The 14,495-nt window shown below is 56.7% G+C and carries 15 protein-coding genes; 11 read left to right on the plus strand and 4 right to left on the minus strand.

What is annotated here, in order from left to right; all coding sequences use genetic code 11:
• Nucleotides 1–25: 25 nt before the first annotated feature.
• From ACSHXH_RS16115 to ACSHXH_RS16130, 4 genes are all read left to right on the plus strand, one after another.
• Nucleotides 26–1,792, plus strand: coding sequence for an Ldh family oxidoreductase (locus ACSHXH_RS16115; RefSeq protein ID WP_435672818.1), 1,767 nt, complete (start codon nt 26–28; stop codon nt 1,790–1,792).
• Between the two features lie 39 nt (nt 1,793–1,831).
• Complete coding sequence (locus tag ACSHXH_RS16120; protein WP_435672819.1) at nt 1,832–2,830, plus strand: sialic acid TRAP transporter substrate-binding protein SiaP; 999 nt, start codon at nt 1,832–1,834, stop codon at nt 2,828–2,830.
• Between the two features lie 88 nt (nt 2,831–2,918).
• Nucleotides 2,919–3,485, plus strand: coding sequence for a TRAP transporter small permease (locus tag ACSHXH_RS16125; protein WP_435672820.1), 567 nt, complete (start codon nt 2,919–2,921; stop codon nt 3,483–3,485).
• Nucleotides 3,486–3,489: 4 nt separating this feature from the next.
• Nucleotides 3,490–4,767 (plus strand): TRAP transporter large permease, encoded by a 1,278-nt coding sequence (locus ACSHXH_RS16130; RefSeq protein WP_435672821.1) that lies wholly within the window; start codon nt 3,490–3,492, stop codon nt 4,765–4,767.
• Between the two features lie 38 nt (nt 4,768–4,805).
• Here ACSHXH_RS16130 and ACSHXH_RS16135 read toward each other — a convergent pair whose 3' ends face one another.
• Nucleotides 4,806–5,573: an SDR family oxidoreductase gene (locus ACSHXH_RS16135; RefSeq protein ID WP_435672822.1), complete on the minus strand. Its 768-nt coding sequence runs from the start codon at nt 5,571–5,573 to the stop codon at nt 4,806–4,808.
• A 77-nt stretch (nt 5,574–5,650) separates the two neighbouring features.
• Here ACSHXH_RS16135 and ACSHXH_RS16140 point away from each other — a divergent pair, with 77 nt between their 5' ends.
• The 6 genes from ACSHXH_RS16140 (at nt 5,651) to ACSHXH_RS16165 (ending at nt 11,226) form a co-directional block, all read left to right on the plus strand.
• The gene (locus ACSHXH_RS16140; RefSeq protein WP_435672823.1) at nt 5,651–6,580 is read left to right on the plus strand and encodes a 3-keto-5-aminohexanoate cleavage protein; all 930 of its coding nucleotides are present in this window, start codon (nt 5,651–5,653) and stop codon (nt 6,578–6,580) included.
• A gap of 78 nt (nt 6,581–6,658) precedes the next feature.
• Complete coding sequence (locus ACSHXH_RS16145) at nt 6,659–7,552, plus strand: MurR/RpiR family transcriptional regulator (RefSeq protein WP_435672824.1); 894 nt, start codon at nt 6,659–6,661, stop codon at nt 7,550–7,552.
• Between the two features lie 193 nt (nt 7,553–7,745).
• Nucleotides 7,746–8,726, plus strand: coding sequence for a TRAP transporter substrate-binding protein (locus tag ACSHXH_RS16150; protein WP_435672825.1), 981 nt, complete (start codon nt 7,746–7,748; stop codon nt 8,724–8,726).
• 21 nt (nt 8,727–8,747) lie between these two features.
• A complete protein-coding gene (locus ACSHXH_RS16155; RefSeq protein WP_435672826.1) occupies nt 8,748–9,269 on the plus strand; it encodes a TRAP transporter small permease in 522 nt (173 codons plus the stop codon).
• On the plus strand, nt 9,269–10,555 hold the full coding sequence (locus ACSHXH_RS16160; RefSeq protein ID WP_435672827.1) for a TRAP transporter large permease: 1,287 nt from the start codon (nt 9,269–9,271) through the stop codon (nt 10,553–10,555). Before ACSHXH_RS16155 ends, ACSHXH_RS16160 begins: the two co-directional genes overlap by 1 nt.
• Nucleotides 10,555–11,226 carry an aspartate/glutamate racemase family protein gene (locus ACSHXH_RS16165; RefSeq protein ID WP_435672828.1) on the plus strand — a complete coding sequence of 224 codons (672 nt, stop codon included), beginning with the start codon at nt 10,555–10,557 and terminating at the stop codon, nt 11,224–11,226. Before ACSHXH_RS16160 ends, ACSHXH_RS16165 begins: the two co-directional genes overlap by 1 nt.
• A gap of 156 nt (nt 11,227–11,382) precedes the next feature.
• Here the strand turns inward: ACSHXH_RS16165 and ACSHXH_RS16170 are convergent, their stop codons facing one another.
• Nucleotides 11,383–11,847 (minus strand): MarR family winged helix-turn-helix transcriptional regulator, encoded by a 465-nt coding sequence (locus ACSHXH_RS16170; protein ID WP_435672829.1) that lies wholly within the window; start codon nt 11,845–11,847, stop codon nt 11,383–11,385.
• A gap of 167 nt (nt 11,848–12,014) precedes the next feature.
• Between ACSHXH_RS16170 and ACSHXH_RS16175 the strand changes: the two genes are divergently transcribed.
• Nucleotides 12,015–12,641 carry a glutathione S-transferase family protein gene (locus ACSHXH_RS16175; RefSeq protein WP_435672830.1) on the plus strand — a complete coding sequence of 209 codons (627 nt, stop codon included), beginning with the start codon at nt 12,015–12,017 and terminating at the stop codon, nt 12,639–12,641.
• 25 nt (nt 12,642–12,666) lie between these two features.
• Here the strand turns inward: ACSHXH_RS16175 and ACSHXH_RS16180 are convergent, their stop codons facing one another.
• On the minus strand, nt 12,667–14,091 hold the full coding sequence (locus ACSHXH_RS16180) for an aspartate kinase (protein ID WP_435672831.1): 1,425 nt from the start codon (nt 14,089–14,091) through the stop codon (nt 12,667–12,669).
• A gap of 1 nt (nt 14,092) precedes the next feature.
• Nucleotides 14,093–14,494 carry an ectoine synthase gene (locus ACSHXH_RS16185; RefSeq protein WP_435672832.1) on the minus strand — a complete coding sequence of 134 codons (402 nt, stop codon included), beginning with the start codon at nt 14,492–14,494 and terminating at the stop codon, nt 14,093–14,095.
• Nucleotide 14,495 lies beyond the last annotated feature (1 nt).

The following is a 14,495-nucleotide window of genomic DNA, read 5'->3' on the forward strand; positions in this document are numbered from 1 at the left end:
ATCAGATATCAGATAACGTTCTTGCATGAATGTGTCCCCGCCGCATACGTCTGATACGCAAAATGGAACGTCGCGCAGGAAGCTGTCCGAGCTGGCGCGTGACTGGATTCGTGATCGTATTGTCACGGATGAATTTGCTTTTGGCCGCACCTTGAGGGAATCCGATTTGTCGGTTTTGCTCAACATGAGCAAAAGCCCGATCCGCGAGGCCCTTTTGGAGTTGGCGCAGGAGGGGCTTGTTGTCATGTCTCCAAATCGCTCGGCTCGTGTGATCACTCTGGACACCGGGGATGTGACAGAACTGGGCTACTTGCGTGATGTCCTTGAAACTCAAGCCGTGAGGCTGGCCGTTGCCCGCGATCAAGCTGGTCTTGCAAACGCACTGGAGAGCATCACGACTTTGGGTGCACAGGCCCTTGAGGAAAACGACGTTGCCGCGTTTGCGCGCGCCGATAACGACTTTCACATGGAGCTGTTCCGGCGAAGTGGAAATCGGTATCTTGAAAAGTCGTTTGTAACAATTGCCTCGCGGATTCAGGCCATTCGATCGCGCCTGACCGGAGATCGAAAACGGATCAGCCGTTCGCACGCAACACATTTGGCAATCCTACAAGCCATTCGAGAAAACAACGGGGACCGTGCCGCTGACTTGCTCGGTGAGCATATTCGCAGCAACGTCAGGGATTTCGCCGAGCTTCAAATAGACGAGCCGATGCCAGGAGCCCAGCGTCGTGTCCGTGTCGAGGAAATGGAGCGTTTCGCGCGGACATCGCTTGGTGCCGTCTCCGCAGATCAAGACAGCACCGATGCCATCATCCGTGCGCTTAGTCATGCGTCCTTGCACGGTGTTGATAGTCATGGCTATCGGCTGTTGCCGCATTACCTGAGTGTTCTGACCCACGGTCGGGTGTGTCCTAATCCCAGTCTGAACATAGAGCATAAAACCGATGCCGTAGCGGTTTTGGATGCTGGTGACGGGCACGGGGCACGCGCGACCTATGCCGCTGTGGAAGTTGCCGTTTCAATGGCTGCGAAAGCAGGGGTCGGCGCGGTGGCGATCCGCAATTCATCGCATTTTGGGGCCGCAGGGGCTTATGCGCTGGCTATTGCCGAAGCCGGGATGATTGGGCTTTGTGTGTGTAACTCGGACCCGTTTGTTCGTTTGCATGGCGGGTCGGAAAAATTCCACGGCACCAACCCAATCGCCTTTGCAGCCAGTGCCGGTGAGGATGAGCCGCCTTGGCTTTTTGATATGGCGACAAGCGCTATTCCGTTCAACAAGGTGCAGCTTGCGCAATCACTCGGTCTCACGCTGCCCGCTGGCACAGCGTCGGACAGCAACGGAATTGACACTGTTGCGCCTGCTCTTGTTGCAATGCTCGCCCCTTTGGGTGGTGCGTTTGGGTATAAAGGGGCAGGGCTTGCAGGTATATCCGAGATACTGTCATCGGCGCTGTCAGACTCGCCCTTGAGCCGCGAAATTCCGTCGATGATCTCGGACGATATGACGACCCCGCGCGGCATGGGAGCCTTTGTTCTTGCGGTGAACCCCGAGCTATTTGTTGGACGCGCCACTTTCGAGGCGGTGATCCGTCGTTATCGTGACGGAATTCGACACTCTGCCACAGCGCCACTGGAAACGATCATGGCGGCTGGTGATCGTGAATGGGCCGAGGCCGAGCGCCGCCGGACAGGCGGAATCGTTCTGGACCAAGCAACCGTGGCGGCATTGAACGCTTTTGCTGACCACCAAGAAATCCCACTGCTAGCTTGTGAGGAGCACGCGCATTGAGCGGTGATGGATGAAGACCATAAATGGGAGGACTTCAAGATGAATATCAAGAATACCACACTCAAGATTGCACTGACCGCGACGACGGCACTGGGTCTTGCGCTGCCCGCAGCAGCACAGGATGCCGAACGCGTTTTGAAATGGGCGCATGTTTATGAAGCTGGCGAAGCGTATCACACCTGCGCCGTGACAGCAGGTGAACAGCTTGCTGCGGCAACCGAAAACCGGCTTGGCATTGAGGTTTTTCCAGCGTCATCCTTAGGCAAGGAAGTCGACATCAACGAAGGGCTTGGCCTTGGCACGGTTGACATTATCTGGACCGGACAATTGTTCGCGGGCCGGTCCTACGGACCCATCGCCATTGGCGGCGCCCCGTTTATGTTCCGGGATTACGACCATTGGGCCGCGTACCGCGGCAGTGATCTGTTTGCAGAAATGCTTGACGGGTACAACAATGCGAGCGGTAATCACGCGGTTACATTGGCCTATTATGGGGCCCGGCACACCACGTCGAACAAACCAATCCTTACTCCGGCCGACATGAAAGACATGAAGTTGCGCGTGCCGAATGCGCCTTTGTACATGATGTTCCCACGCGCTGTTGACGCAAACCCGACACCCATTGCCTTTGCCGAAGTCTATCTTGCGTTGCAGCAGGGCACAGTTGATGGGCAGGAAAACCCGCTTCCCACAATTCAGGCCAAAAAGTTCTACGAAGTGCAGTCCGACATCAACCTGACCGGGCACATCGTGGACTCGCTTTTGGCAATTGTTGGTGGTCCGACTTGGGGCAGCCTGGATGCGGCTGACCAAGAAGCCCTGACCGGCGTGATCCAAGAAACAGCCGAATGTGTCACCGGGCAAATCCGTACTTCTGAAGCAGAGCTGGCAGACTGGTTCCGCGAACAGGGCGTCAATGTCAACGAAGTCGACATCACACCTTTCCGCGATGCGGTGATGACGATGCACAACGGTGACATGGCGACATGGGATCAAGAAACATACGATCGCCTGCAAGCGATTGGCGCTGACGGCTGATTTGCGGCCAAGGCCATGACAACAGAGGCCGCACCACAGCGTGCGGCCCCTTTCTTGCTCTAGCACGCGCTTGCATGAGGTTTCGCCAATGTCGCAGATCCAGAACGAACTCCAAGTGACCAAGATCGAGGCGGAAGACAACGACGACCAGATCGATTTGTCGGATATCTCGGCGGTGGATTATCCGCTTCTCTGTATTTTCTGGGTGTTGGCGTTTGTCGTCTTTCTACAATTCTTCACGCGCTACGTGCTCAACAATTCGCTGGGCTGGACCGAAGAAATCGCGCGCTTTTTGTTGATTGCTGTGTGCTTCACAGGCTCGGTCATGGCAGCGCGCAAAAACTCCCACATCGCGGTTGAATTCTTGTACCGCTACGTACCGCGCCCTCTCAGGCGGGTTTCCCAATTTGTCATAGATGTCATCATGATCGCGTTCTACGCAGGCATGACCTTTCTGACAGTACAGCTGGCCGGGCGCACGACGCAGTTGATGGTGTCCATCGAGGTGCCGAAATCTGCTGTATATTACTATGTTGCCATCTGTTTTGCCGGCATGACGCTTTTCGCCTTGTTGAACACCGTGAAGCACATCCGCCAAGGCACCAGCCGTTTGATCGATCCAGACGATCACGGCGACCTCAAAGGGGCGGACTGATTCAATGACATTCACGGTTTTGTTTCTCATCATGGGCGTGCTGCTGATTTGTGGCGTTCCAGTGGCCATTGCCCTCGCAGGGGGGTCTGCGCTTTTCATCCTCACGGGCGATGTTCCGCCGCTCATCGTGGCGCACCGGGTCATCAACGGTGTCGACAGCTTCCCACTCTTGGCCGTTCCCTTTTTCATCCTTGCCGGCAACCTGATGAACAGCGCAGGCATCACCGAGCGCATCTTCAGCTTTGCACTGGCGTTGGTCGGCTGGATGCGCGGCGGGCTTGGGCATGTGAATGTCGGCGCGTCGGTCATCTTTGCCGGTATGTCCGGTGCCGCCGTTGCTGACGCGGGCGGTCTGGGCTCTATCGAGATCAAGGCGATGCGTGACGCGGGCTACGATCCTGGTTTTGCAGTCGGCATAACGGCAGCCTCATCGACCATTGGGCCGATCATTCCACCATCGCTTCCCATGGTGATCTACGGTGTCGTGTCGGGTGCGTCCATTGGGCAGCTCTTTGCCGCAGGCTTTATTCCCGGCATGATCATGGCGGCGTCACTGATGCTGATGGTCGCCTACTATGCGCGGGTGCGGAATTTCAAACGCGATCAACCCTTTGCGCTCAAGCTTTTGCGCGTGACCTTCTCGCGGGCTTTCTTGTCGCTGCTGACGCCCGTCATCATCGTGGGCGGTATCTTGTCGGGGGCCTTTACGCCAACCGAAGCAGCCATCGCGGCGTGTGCCTATGCGCTGTTCCTTGGTCTGGTTGTCTACCGTACTCTGACGCTCAAGCGGTTCCTGAGGGTGAGCTTTGACACGATCGAAACAACCGCCGTGGTGCTGTTCGTTGTCGCGGCAGCGTCGATCTTTGCGTGGATCTTGACCTCCAACCGCGTACCAGAGGCAGCGGCGGGCGTTCTCTTGGCGTTGTCTGATCGCCCTTGGGTGATCTTGTTGCTGATCAACCTGATCTTGTTGATTGTCGGCTGTTTCATGGAAACCGTGGCGGCGATCACCATTCTGGTGCCTGTTCTGTTGCCTGTTGCGGTCGAGTTGGGAATTGATCCGGTGCATTTCGGTGTCATCATGGTGCTGAACCTGATGCTGGGGCTGCTAACGCCACCAGTGGGCATGGTGCTTTATGTGTTGAGCCGGGTATCGGGCGTGCCGTTCGAGCAGTGCGTTGTGTCGACAGCGCCTTTCCTGATCCCGCTCGTTGCTTGCTTGCTGTTGATGACCTTTGTGCCGGGTCTGGCCATGTGGTTGCCCACCCTGCTTTATAGATGACAGGGCAGGGCACCCAACAGTTCGGAGGGGACAGGCGGTCAGGTCAACATCTGCGTATCGCCGCAGACAGAGATCGCCTGTCCCGAAACCGCAGCCCCAATCGGGCTGGCAAGATACAGAACCTGATTGGCAATATCTTCGGGTTGGACATAGCGCCCGGTGGACGTGTATCGCAGCGCATCCGCTTCGACCTCTTCAAAGGATCTGCCCTGACGGTCTGCCTTGGCTTGCAAAACGCGTTTCTGACGGTCGCCAGCCACAACGCCGGGCAGAACCGCGTTCACACGCACACCCTGTGGACCCATTTCGACCGCGAGCGATTTGGTCAGCCCGATAACACCCCATTTCGCCGCGGCGTATGGGGTGCGCAGACCAAAGCCCAAGCGACCCGCCAGCGACGACAGGTTGATGATGGCCCCATTGTCGCTTTGACGTATCGCGCCCGCCGCGTGGCGCACGGTGTGAAACTGCGATGTCAGACAAATCCTCAGGCAATCTTCCCAGCCTTCGGGGTCAATCTCGTCAACGGCACCTGTGGGCCCGGCGATACCTGCGTTGTTCACTAGCGTGTCCAGTCCGCCCATCTTGGCGATAGCGCCGTTGATGAAGCCTTCAATATCGGTTGGGTTTCCCATATCTGCTTGCACGCCAGTGATGCCCGCAGGCAAACTGCGCAAAGCATCCGCATCAATATCACACACATGCACCACAGCGCCTTGTGCTGCGAACGCTTCTGCAATGACGCGTCCTATGCCAGCGCCTGCGCCGGTCACAATAACGCGCGCGCCATTCAATCCCAGGTCCATATCGTTCTCTTTCTTTCTGCGATGTCCCAGCCACGTTAGAGGCCGGGTGCGGGAACCAAAACCAATAAGGTGACGCAATGAAAAAATCCCCAAAAGTGATCCTAACCTGCGCCATAACGGGTGCCATTCATACGCCGTCTATGGCGGATGTCCTGCCGGTCACTGCGGACGAGATTGCGGCTTCTGCCATTGAGGCAGCGCAGGCGGGGGCTTCAATTTTGCATCTGCACGCGCGTGACGACGTGGATGGCCGCCCATTGCAAACACCCGAAGCATTTGCGCCGATTCTAAAGGCGATCCGCGCGCAAACCGATTGTGTGATCAATATCACCACCGGCGGCGCCCCCACCATGAGTGTCGAAGAGCGGTTGCGCCCTGCTGCCAAGCACCAGCCCGAGCTTGCGTCGCTCAACATGGGGTCGATGAACTTTGGTCTTTTTCCAATGTTGGACCGTTACCCAAAGCTCGCCCATGATTGGGAGAGGGACTACCTGTCGAACCGTGATATTATCTTCAACAACACTTTTGGTCAGATTGAGACGATTATCACCACTCTGTCGGCACATGGCACACGGTTTGAATTTGAATGCTACGACACGGCTCATCTTTATAACCTTCGGCATTTTCTGGATCGCGGATTGGTAAAGCCGCCGCTTTTCATCCAGACCGTGTTCGGGCTCATGGGGGGGATCGGGGCGCATCCCGATGACGTTTCTCATATGAAGCGGACGGCAGACCGATTGTTCGGCAGGGATTGGCAGTGGTCAGTGTTGGGTGCAGGACGCCACCAGATGAACCTTGCGGCGCTTGCCGCTGCGCAGGGCGGGCATGTGCGGGTCGGATTAGAGGATTCTCTTTGGGCCGGACCGGGCGTTCCAGCCACGTCAAATGCGCAGCAGGTCACGATGGCACGAACTCTAGTAGAAACCTTGGGCCGGCAGGTCGCCACGCCGGATGAAGCCCGCGCGATACTCGCCCTGAAGGGCGCTGAAAACGTTGCCTTTTGACGCGATGCCGGGCCAAACGAAGCCCCACCCAGATCCGCTGTGCTGTTTTGTTGGTCTGGGCCCAAAAAGTCCTGTGTCATGCACAAACCTGTTTACCTTCACTCCAACGGTGACCATTTTGGGCTGATGACTTCGGATGTGACCAAGCCTTTTTTGCTGCGCGTGCGCGATGCTTTGCCGGACCTCCATCCGAGTGAGCAAAAGCTCGCAGACCTTGTTCTCGATTTTCCGGGCGAGATGGCTGGATACACGGCAACCGAAATCGCGGAGCTGGCCAATGTATCGAATGCGACAGTGTCGCGCTTTGTCAGGCGGATTGGATACAGCTCTTTTGACGAGGCGCGCCGCGCTGTCAGGGATGAACAGCGCGCAGGAACGGCGCTGTTGCGGTTCGCCTCAGAAACGCCGCATCAGGGTGGTGGGGTCGCATCGCATTTCGAGACCTCGCAGCAAAATCTTGATCTGACCTATGGGGGCCTTGATGACGCTGTTATTGACAGCCTTTCCAAAGCGATGATCGCAGCACCGCGCGTGTGGTTTATAGGGTTTCGGGCTGGTCAGGCGTTTGCGCAATACCTTGGCTGGCAAACGTCGCAGGTTCTTAACAATGTGACGATCTTGCCAAGGGCCGGCGAAACGCTGGCTGAAAGCATGGCTTCATTGTCAAAGGCTGACATTGTGATTTTGGTCGCTTTACGCCGCAAACCGAAATTGGTGGCCGCCGTGGCAGACGCCGCGCGTCATGTCGGTGCCGCTTTTGCGGTGATCGAAGACCGCCCCGGCCCCGAGGCAGTGGACGCGCGTTGGCAATTGTCCTGTGTCACTTCGGCAAATGGGCCGCTGATGAACCATGTCGGCACAATGGCTGTCTGCAATCTGGTTGCGGCCCGCACGATCGAGCTTTCTGGACCCGCAGGACGCAGCCGAATGGCAGCGATTGAAGACGGTCACAGGCGGTTCGACGAGCTTTAACCGCGGGCAGTGCTGTTCGGATTCTGATCAATTTACGCAAGCTGGTTTCAAAACCCGCCCTAAAAACGGGCAGGTTGGGAAAAGGCTGTGAAACCGTGTGAAAAAATGTTTTCATGATTTTAAGTTTAAGAAATTATTTTCACACAGGTCTCTGATTCTTATCCGTCCCCTTATCAATGCAAAGGAATGACACATGACTTTTTCTCGCCTGACCTTGATCACCGCAGCAAGTGCTGCACTTTTTCCCGTTGTCGCGTCCGCGCAATCCGTAATGCAGATCAACTCCTCGCTGCCTGAAGGGTCTTTCGCCCACGTTTTCTTGCAGGAATACGAAACCCGTCTAGAAGCCGCCGCCCCCGGCGAGATCGACGTACAGATTTTCATGTCCAATACGCTTGGCAAAGAAGAAGACGTTCTTCAGGGCCTCGGTTTTGGCACTCATCAAGCCTCTCTTTCGGCGTCAGCGGTTTCTCAGATCAACACACGCACGTCGATCTTTGACTTGCCCTACCTTTTCGAAGACCGCGCAGCCGTGCAGACCTTCATCAACAGCCCCGCGGGTGAAATGATGGCGGAAGGCTTCGAAGGCAGCGGTATGGTTTTGGCGGCGATGTGGGACAACGGGTTCCGCCAGATTACAAATAACGTGCGCCCTATCGTGACACCAGCTGACCTTGACGGCCTCAAGATCCGCACCCCTACCAACCGGCAACGGGTTGAGATGTTCAACACTCTGGGGGCCAACGCCACGCCGTTGTCGTTTGGCGAGGTCTATTCCGCATTGGATCAGGGCACCATTGATGGGCAGGAAAACCCGGCAAACGTGGTCGACACTGCCAAGCTCTTTGAAGTGCAGGGCTATATGTCCTTGTCCAACCATGTGTACCTGCCGACCTTCCTAATGATCGGAGAGCCTTTCCTTGCGTCGCTTGACGACGACTTGCGCGCAACAGTCCTGTCCGTTGCTCTAGAGGTTGCGCCTTGGTCGTTTGAATGGGGCGAGACAACAGACACAGAAACCATCGCAGCCCTGGCAGACAAGATCGCGATCAACGAGATTGATTTCGCTGCATTCCAAGCGGCGGCAGCTCCACTCTATGAAAGCCCGACTTTTGTGGACGTGATCGGTGCAGACATGATCGCCGCTACCAAAACAGCGCTTGGGATCGAGTGACCCGTAATCAGGAGACCGTGCATGACTCGCATTGAACCCATCGTGCTGACGATAGACCGTTGGCTGAGCGCCCTGCTTGACGCTTTGGTTATCGGTCTTGCCGGTCTCCTGCTTTTGCTTCTGAACTGGGCAGTCTTTGCCCGCTTCGTCCTGAATGACAGCGTCTCATGGGGCGAAGAACTGCCCGCGCATCTTCTGGCGATGCTGACCTTTATCGGGGCGGCTTACCTTACGCGGACCAACGAACATCTTGGATTTGATGCGGTTCTGAGGATCATGCCGCCGGGGATGATGCGTGTGGTCACCGCGCTCAACTTGGTCCTGATGGGCGTGTTTGGGGCCATGCTGGCCTATTACGGTGGTATCGCTGCCGCCAGTTTTGGCGCGCGGTCCCTGATTTCTGTCGATGCCCCAATGGCACTGTTTCGCGGAGCCATGCCGTTTGGTGGCGCGCTCATTACGCTGTTCTGCATGGTGCGGTTTGTTGGCATCGTGACAGGTCGTATCGATCCCTTGGACCTTTTACCTGAAAGCGACGCCTGATGTTTCTTGATCCCGGATGGATGATACTGGTCCTGTTGATTGTTCTGCTCATTGCAGGGCTTCCAATCGCTTTTGTTCTTGGCGTCACGGCGGCGACAATGATCGTTCTTGATCCCGCCGTCGTGCCGCAGATCATTGGGTTGATCCCCTTTGGCGGGTCGAACAACTACCTTTTGGTGGCCGCTTTATTGTTCATGATCGCGGGGGAAATCATGAACCAAGGCAAGATCGCGGAAAAGCTCATTGCCTTTGCGTCGTCACTGGTGGGGCATATCCGGGGCGGATTGGCTCATGTCAACATTCTGACATCACTCTTCTTTTCCGAAATCTCTGGCACTGCGACTTCGGACGCTGCGGCCATCGGCTCTGTCATGATCCCGCAGATGAAAAAGCGGGGCTATCCGGTCGCGTTTGCCGCAGCGGTCACGTCTACGTCTGCAACGATGGCGATTATCGTCCCACCCAGTTTGAACCTGATCCTTTATGCCTATGTGGCAAACGCTTCGATTGCAGAGCTGTTTGCGGCAGGAATCGTGCCGGGCTTCTTGGTCTGCGGGCTTTTGATGGGAACTGCCTATGTGATTTCGGTCAAGCGTGGCTACCCGACCGAGGGCGAATTTTCACTCGCGCGGGTGTTTGAGACCGGCAAGGACGCGGCCATCCCGTTGACGCTCCCGATCCTTGTGTTGGCAGGTATTCTGGGTGGTATCTTTACCGCCACCGAAGCAGGGGCCATCGCCGCGTTCTGGTCGATCGTGCTTGCGATGGGGGTCTACCGAACAGTGCGCCTTGGGACGCTGGTGGACACATTGCGCATCGCCGGCAAGCGCTCTGCCATGCTGATGTTCATCGTGGCGACGTCAACTTTGCTGGGCTGGTATCTGACGAACCAGCGCATTCCGCAGGACATCGCCCAAGGTATTCTTGGAATTTCCGATAATTACTGGGTGGTCCTTGCGGTCATCAACATCTTCTTTCTGCTGGCGGGTACAATCATTCATGGGACGCCGGCGATTTTGATGCTCGTCCCGATCTTCCTGCCTTTGGCGGATCAGCTTGGAATTGACCGCGTGCATTTTGGTCTGATCCTGACGATCAACCTTGGCATCGGACAACAAACGCCTCCGGTTGCCTCTGTCGTGTTGATCACCTGCGCGATTGCGAAAATCTCTATCGCAAAGATCATTCCGTCGATGATGATGTTTATTGCTGCGATGCTGGTCGCGTTGGTCTTGATCAACCTGTTTCCGGCGCTGTCGCTCTGGCTGCCATCGGTCATCCTCTGATGCGGTTGTTGGTCATCAATCCAAACACGTCCATCGGCGTGACCGCCCGGATCAAAGAGGCTGCCGATTCCGCGGCCCTGCCAGGAGACCGTTTCACAACGGTTTGCCCGGCCTTCGGTCCCGAACTTATCGTCTCTCAAGAAGACGCCGAACAGGCGGCCAGAGCCGTGGTAGAAACGGTCAAGGCCTATAAGGCCCCATGTGATGGGATCATCCTTGCGTCTTTTGGCAATACCGGGGCCGAGGCCGTGCGAGCATTGCGCCCGGACATTCCCGTGATCGGCATTGCAACTGCGGCGTTTTCCATTGTGGGCGCGCTTGGTGGGCCGTTTGGTATCGTGACCTTTGGCCGGAGCCTCGTTCCCGGACTGACCGAAAAGGCCGTGGAAGCCGGGCTTGGGGCACGGCTCATTGCGACTGAAGCGGTTGAGACGCGCGATTTCGGCGATCCCGGCACTGTGCAAAAGCGGTACGCCAGCGAGATTGGGCAATTATGTGCGCAGATGCACCAGCGCGGTGCCACCTGTGTTGTTATGGGGGGCGGTCCGTTGGCCGGACTTGCCGCAACGCTGGCACCCACCTGTCCCGTGCCGCTGATCGACGGCACGCAAGGCGCGATCAACATCATGCGCACGGTTGCCGTTCATCGAAGTGCAGAGGTGACAGTCTGACAGGACGCAGCGTCTGATGTTGTACTCAACTGAAGCAGGGCAGAGGGGTGTCGCGTTGAGTTCCCCCCCGAAATTGGCACCAAGCCGCATCTTGGTATGGTCATGCCCGGTCATCGGGGCGTATGTGCCATCAGGTCCAGCCAGCCGGCGCGCGCATCAGTCGGTGTTGCGCAGAAGTTCGGTCAAGCCTGTTTCAAGGCCGTCAAACGCGGCACCCAGGCGGCGTTCAATCTCTTGCTGATACGCCATGGCCCGGGGAAGCAATTGCGCCATCATGTGGTAACCCTCTTCGGTGAGCACGAGTTTGACCAAACGCCGGTCAGACAGATGCGGTGTCTTGGCGATGAGCCCTTTTTCGACAAGCCGTTTCGCCGTGCGGCTGACCTCGTATTTCTCAAGCTGAACGCGGCTTTCAATATCCCGGACCGAGGTTGCTTCACCTTCCTGCACCAGATGAACCAGCACGCGCCATTCCGGGATCGAGATGCCAAATCGGTCGCGGTATTGGCGCGACAGTTCTTCGCTGGTGCGCTTGGCCGCAACAGCCAGACGGTAGGGCGTAAAGCTGTCCAGATCGAAATCGGGCAGGGGTGGGGTATGGTCTGATTTGAGCTGGGTCATGCGGCGCAGTGTCGTCGTCCTGATCCTGCTTTGACAAGGACAATCTGGGGATTGACCTTTGCAGTGGGCATGGGGTCATCTTGGCCGACACGTCAGATGCACCGCATGTCGGAGATGCCCCAACATTCTTAGCGCTGTGCGGACCGGAAACCCAAAGGCAGGATGCTATGATAGACCTATACACATGGACCACTCCGAACGGCCGCAAGGTGTCGATCCTGCTGGAAGAGTTGGAAGTGCCGTACAGCGTTCATTCCATTGACATCGGCAAGGATGAGCAATTCGCTCCAGAGTTCCTCAAGATCTCGCCCAACAACAAAATTCCTGCGATTGTCGATCAAGAGACGAGTTTGTCGCTGATGGAGAGCGGGGCGATCCTGCTTTATCTCGCGCAGAAGCATGGTCGGTTCCTAGCCGAAGGCAATGCATATTGGCAGATGATGGAATGGCTCATGTGGCAGATGGGCGGCTTTGGCCCAATGCTGGGCCAGGCGCATCATTTCCTGAAGTTCAACAAGGGCACGTCGGATTATGCGGAGGCGCGTTATGGCCAAGAGGCGCAGCGTCTTTATTCTGTGCTCAACACCCAGTTGGCAGGAAAGGATTTCGTTGTCGGTGAATACACCGTCGCCGACATGGCGATTTTCCCTTGGGTTGCGCGGTTCGAATGGCAGCAGATAGATTTGAACGATTTTCCCAATGTTAGAGACTGGTATCTGCGTCTGGCAGAGCGTCCGGCGGTGCAGAGGGGCTATCAGGTTCCGAAATTCGTGACAGATATTCCGATGCCCTGATCTGGGCATCGGAGGTTTCAACTGCTCAGGCTGCGCGTGACAGTGTGGCCAGCGCGGCCTCGATCAGTTCTGCATGCAGCGCTTTTATGACAGGCTCCATCGACGCGCGGTCCATAACGAATTGCACATCGACATTGCGCGGTCCTTGGCTTGCCCCGATCGCTTCGCATCCGGCGGCAGCAATGGCTTGAAGCCCGCGTGTCAGAACAGATAGCCCGTTCAGATCACGTCCGATCACCGACACCATCGCCAACCGGCGGCTTGTGATTTCGGCGGCGGGAAACATCTTGGCGATATCGCGCTCGACCCGGCGCATCGTCTTGAGCGAGGCATCCAGATAATGGGTGATCGTGTTGGCGTTCGACACTTTGGATACGATCCGCACATTGTGACGCTTGAGAACTTCAAGAATACCGGAATCGTAGCCTTTGACGCCCACCATGTCCTGTTCGAAAACTTCAAGCGTGACGATATCAAGCCCGGTCACGATCTCGGCTGCGGGGCTGTCTGCGGGTCTATCGTCGATCAGCGTGCCGGGATCGTCGGGGTCAAAGGCGTTGGTGACACGCAAGGGCACACCGGCCTGACGCAGAGTTTTGGCAGCTTTGGGGTGGATCGCCTCCATGCCCATGTTGGACAATTGATCGGCCACATCGTAATTTGTACGCCCCAGTTTGCGCACTGCGCCTTCGCCGACCAGTTTGGGGTCCGCCGAGGATAGGTGGAATTCTTTGTGGATGATTGCCTCGCGGGCACCGGTCAGGGCGGCCAGATGTGAAAACGTGACTTCGGAATAGCCCCGGTCAAACTCGTTCATCAATCCTTCGACGCATTGGGCATAGCCGGTGACAATGGGCATTTCGGTGGACGGGTCGATGCCGTCAAACGCGTCGGTGATGCGCTTTTCGAGACAGACATCGCCATTGTCGCGCCAGCCGGAAAGATCGACAAACCGCGCCTCAACACCGCTGCGCTGAAGCATCAGGGTGGTGACAAAACCAGAATGGGCTTCGCCCAGACCGGACAGCAATTCGCGGATATGGCCCATATGTTCAGGCAGTCGGAAATGCCCATAGGAACACAGGCGTTGCAAGTCGATCAAACAATTGCGTGCACCAAGGATGCGTTCATCGACAAACAGATCGGCCTGCTGGGCATCCCCGTTATGGTGCAAAAGGTCAGCATGTGCGGCCTTCATGGCATCGGCCACACGATCAAGTGCGTCCTGCCATTTGTGGTTGCTGTCATCATTGGCAAAAAGCGCATAGACACCCGGTTCGCCGGATTTCTTGTGTTCCAGCAATAGGTTGGTGATCCCGGCAAAGGCAGAGACAACGAAGACGCGATTGTACACGTCTTGCGCCGCGCGGTTGCCGACGAAAAGTGTGTCGCGCAATTCTGCGAGACGGGACATGGACGTCCCGCCGATCTTTTCGACTGTATGTGTCATTTCAGGCGTCCTCGGTCTCCGGCACAGCGTAAGATCCGTCTTCGCGGTGCACCTCGGTGCCAGTCACAGGTGGGTTAAAGCAGCACGCCATGACCAGCTCGTCCTCGGCACGCAGGACGTGGCGGTCATGCTGGTCGAGCGCGTACATGACGCCGGGTGTGATGGCGTGGGTTTCGCCGGTAGCAAGGTCGGTGATCGACCCTTTGCCCTTCATGCAATACACGCTTTCAAAGTGGTTCTTGTATTCGAACGTGTGTTCGGACCCTTCTTCGAGGAAGGTGATGTGGAACGAAAAGCCCATATTGTCGTCGGCCAAAAGCATCCGGACACTTGTCCAGTTGGCATTTGACACGACGCGGTCTTTTTCTTGTTCGACGATCTTGTTGAAGTCTCTGACGATCATG

Origin of the sequence: Marivita sp. (assembly GCF_051251565.1) — a bacterium.
GTDB lineage: Bacteria > Pseudomonadota > Alphaproteobacteria > Rhodobacterales > Rhodobacteraceae > Marivita.

Excerpts from the sequence above, each read along its gene's own strand:
- ACSHXH_RS16120 (WP_435672819.1), top strand. The coding sequence starts at position 1,832 with ATGAATATCAAGAATACCACACTCAAGATTGCACTGACCGCGACGACG.
- ACSHXH_RS16180 (WP_435672831.1), bottom strand. The coding sequence starts at position 14,091 with ATGACACATACAGTCGAAAAGATCGGCGGGACGTCCATGTCCCGTCTC.
- ACSHXH_RS16135 (WP_435672822.1), bottom strand. The coding sequence starts at position 5,573 with ATGGACCTGGGATTGAATGGCGCGCGCGTTATTGTGACCGGCGCAGGC.
- ACSHXH_RS16165 (WP_435672828.1), top strand. The coding sequence starts at position 10,555 with ATGCGGTTGTTGGTCATCAATCCAAACACGTCCATCGGCGTGACCGCC.
- ACSHXH_RS16125 (WP_435672820.1), top strand. The coding sequence starts at position 2,919 with ATGTCGCAGATCCAGAACGAACTCCAAGTGACCAAGATCGAGGCGGAA.
- ACSHXH_RS16185 (WP_435672832.1), bottom strand. The coding sequence starts at position 14,494 with ATGATCGTCAGAGACTTCAACAAGATCGTCGAACAAGAAAAAGACCGC.
- ACSHXH_RS16160 (WP_435672827.1), top strand. The coding sequence starts at position 9,269 with ATGTTTCTTGATCCCGGATGGATGATACTGGTCCTGTTGATTGTTCTG.
- ACSHXH_RS16115 (WP_435672818.1), top strand. The coding sequence starts at position 26 with ATGAATGTGTCCCCGCCGCATACGTCTGATACGCAAAATGGAACGTCG.
- ACSHXH_RS16170 (WP_435672829.1), bottom strand. The coding sequence starts at position 11,847 with ATGACCCAGCTCAAATCAGACCATACCCCACCCCTGCCCGATTTCGAT.
- ACSHXH_RS16150 (WP_435672825.1), top strand. The coding sequence starts at position 7,746 with ATGACTTTTTCTCGCCTGACCTTGATCACCGCAGCAAGTGCTGCACTT.
- ACSHXH_RS16140 (WP_435672823.1), top strand. The coding sequence starts at position 5,651 with ATGAAAAAATCCCCAAAAGTGATCCTAACCTGCGCCATAACGGGTGCC.
- ACSHXH_RS16130 (WP_435672821.1), top strand. The coding sequence starts at position 3,490 with ATGACATTCACGGTTTTGTTTCTCATCATGGGCGTGCTGCTGATTTGT.
- ACSHXH_RS16155 (WP_435672826.1), top strand. The coding sequence starts at position 8,748 with ATGACTCGCATTGAACCCATCGTGCTGACGATAGACCGTTGGCTGAGC.
- ACSHXH_RS16175 (WP_435672830.1), top strand. The coding sequence starts at position 12,015 with ATGATAGACCTATACACATGGACCACTCCGAACGGCCGCAAGGTGTCG.
- ACSHXH_RS16145 (WP_435672824.1), top strand. The coding sequence starts at position 6,659 with ATGCACAAACCTGTTTACCTTCACTCCAACGGTGACCATTTTGGGCTG.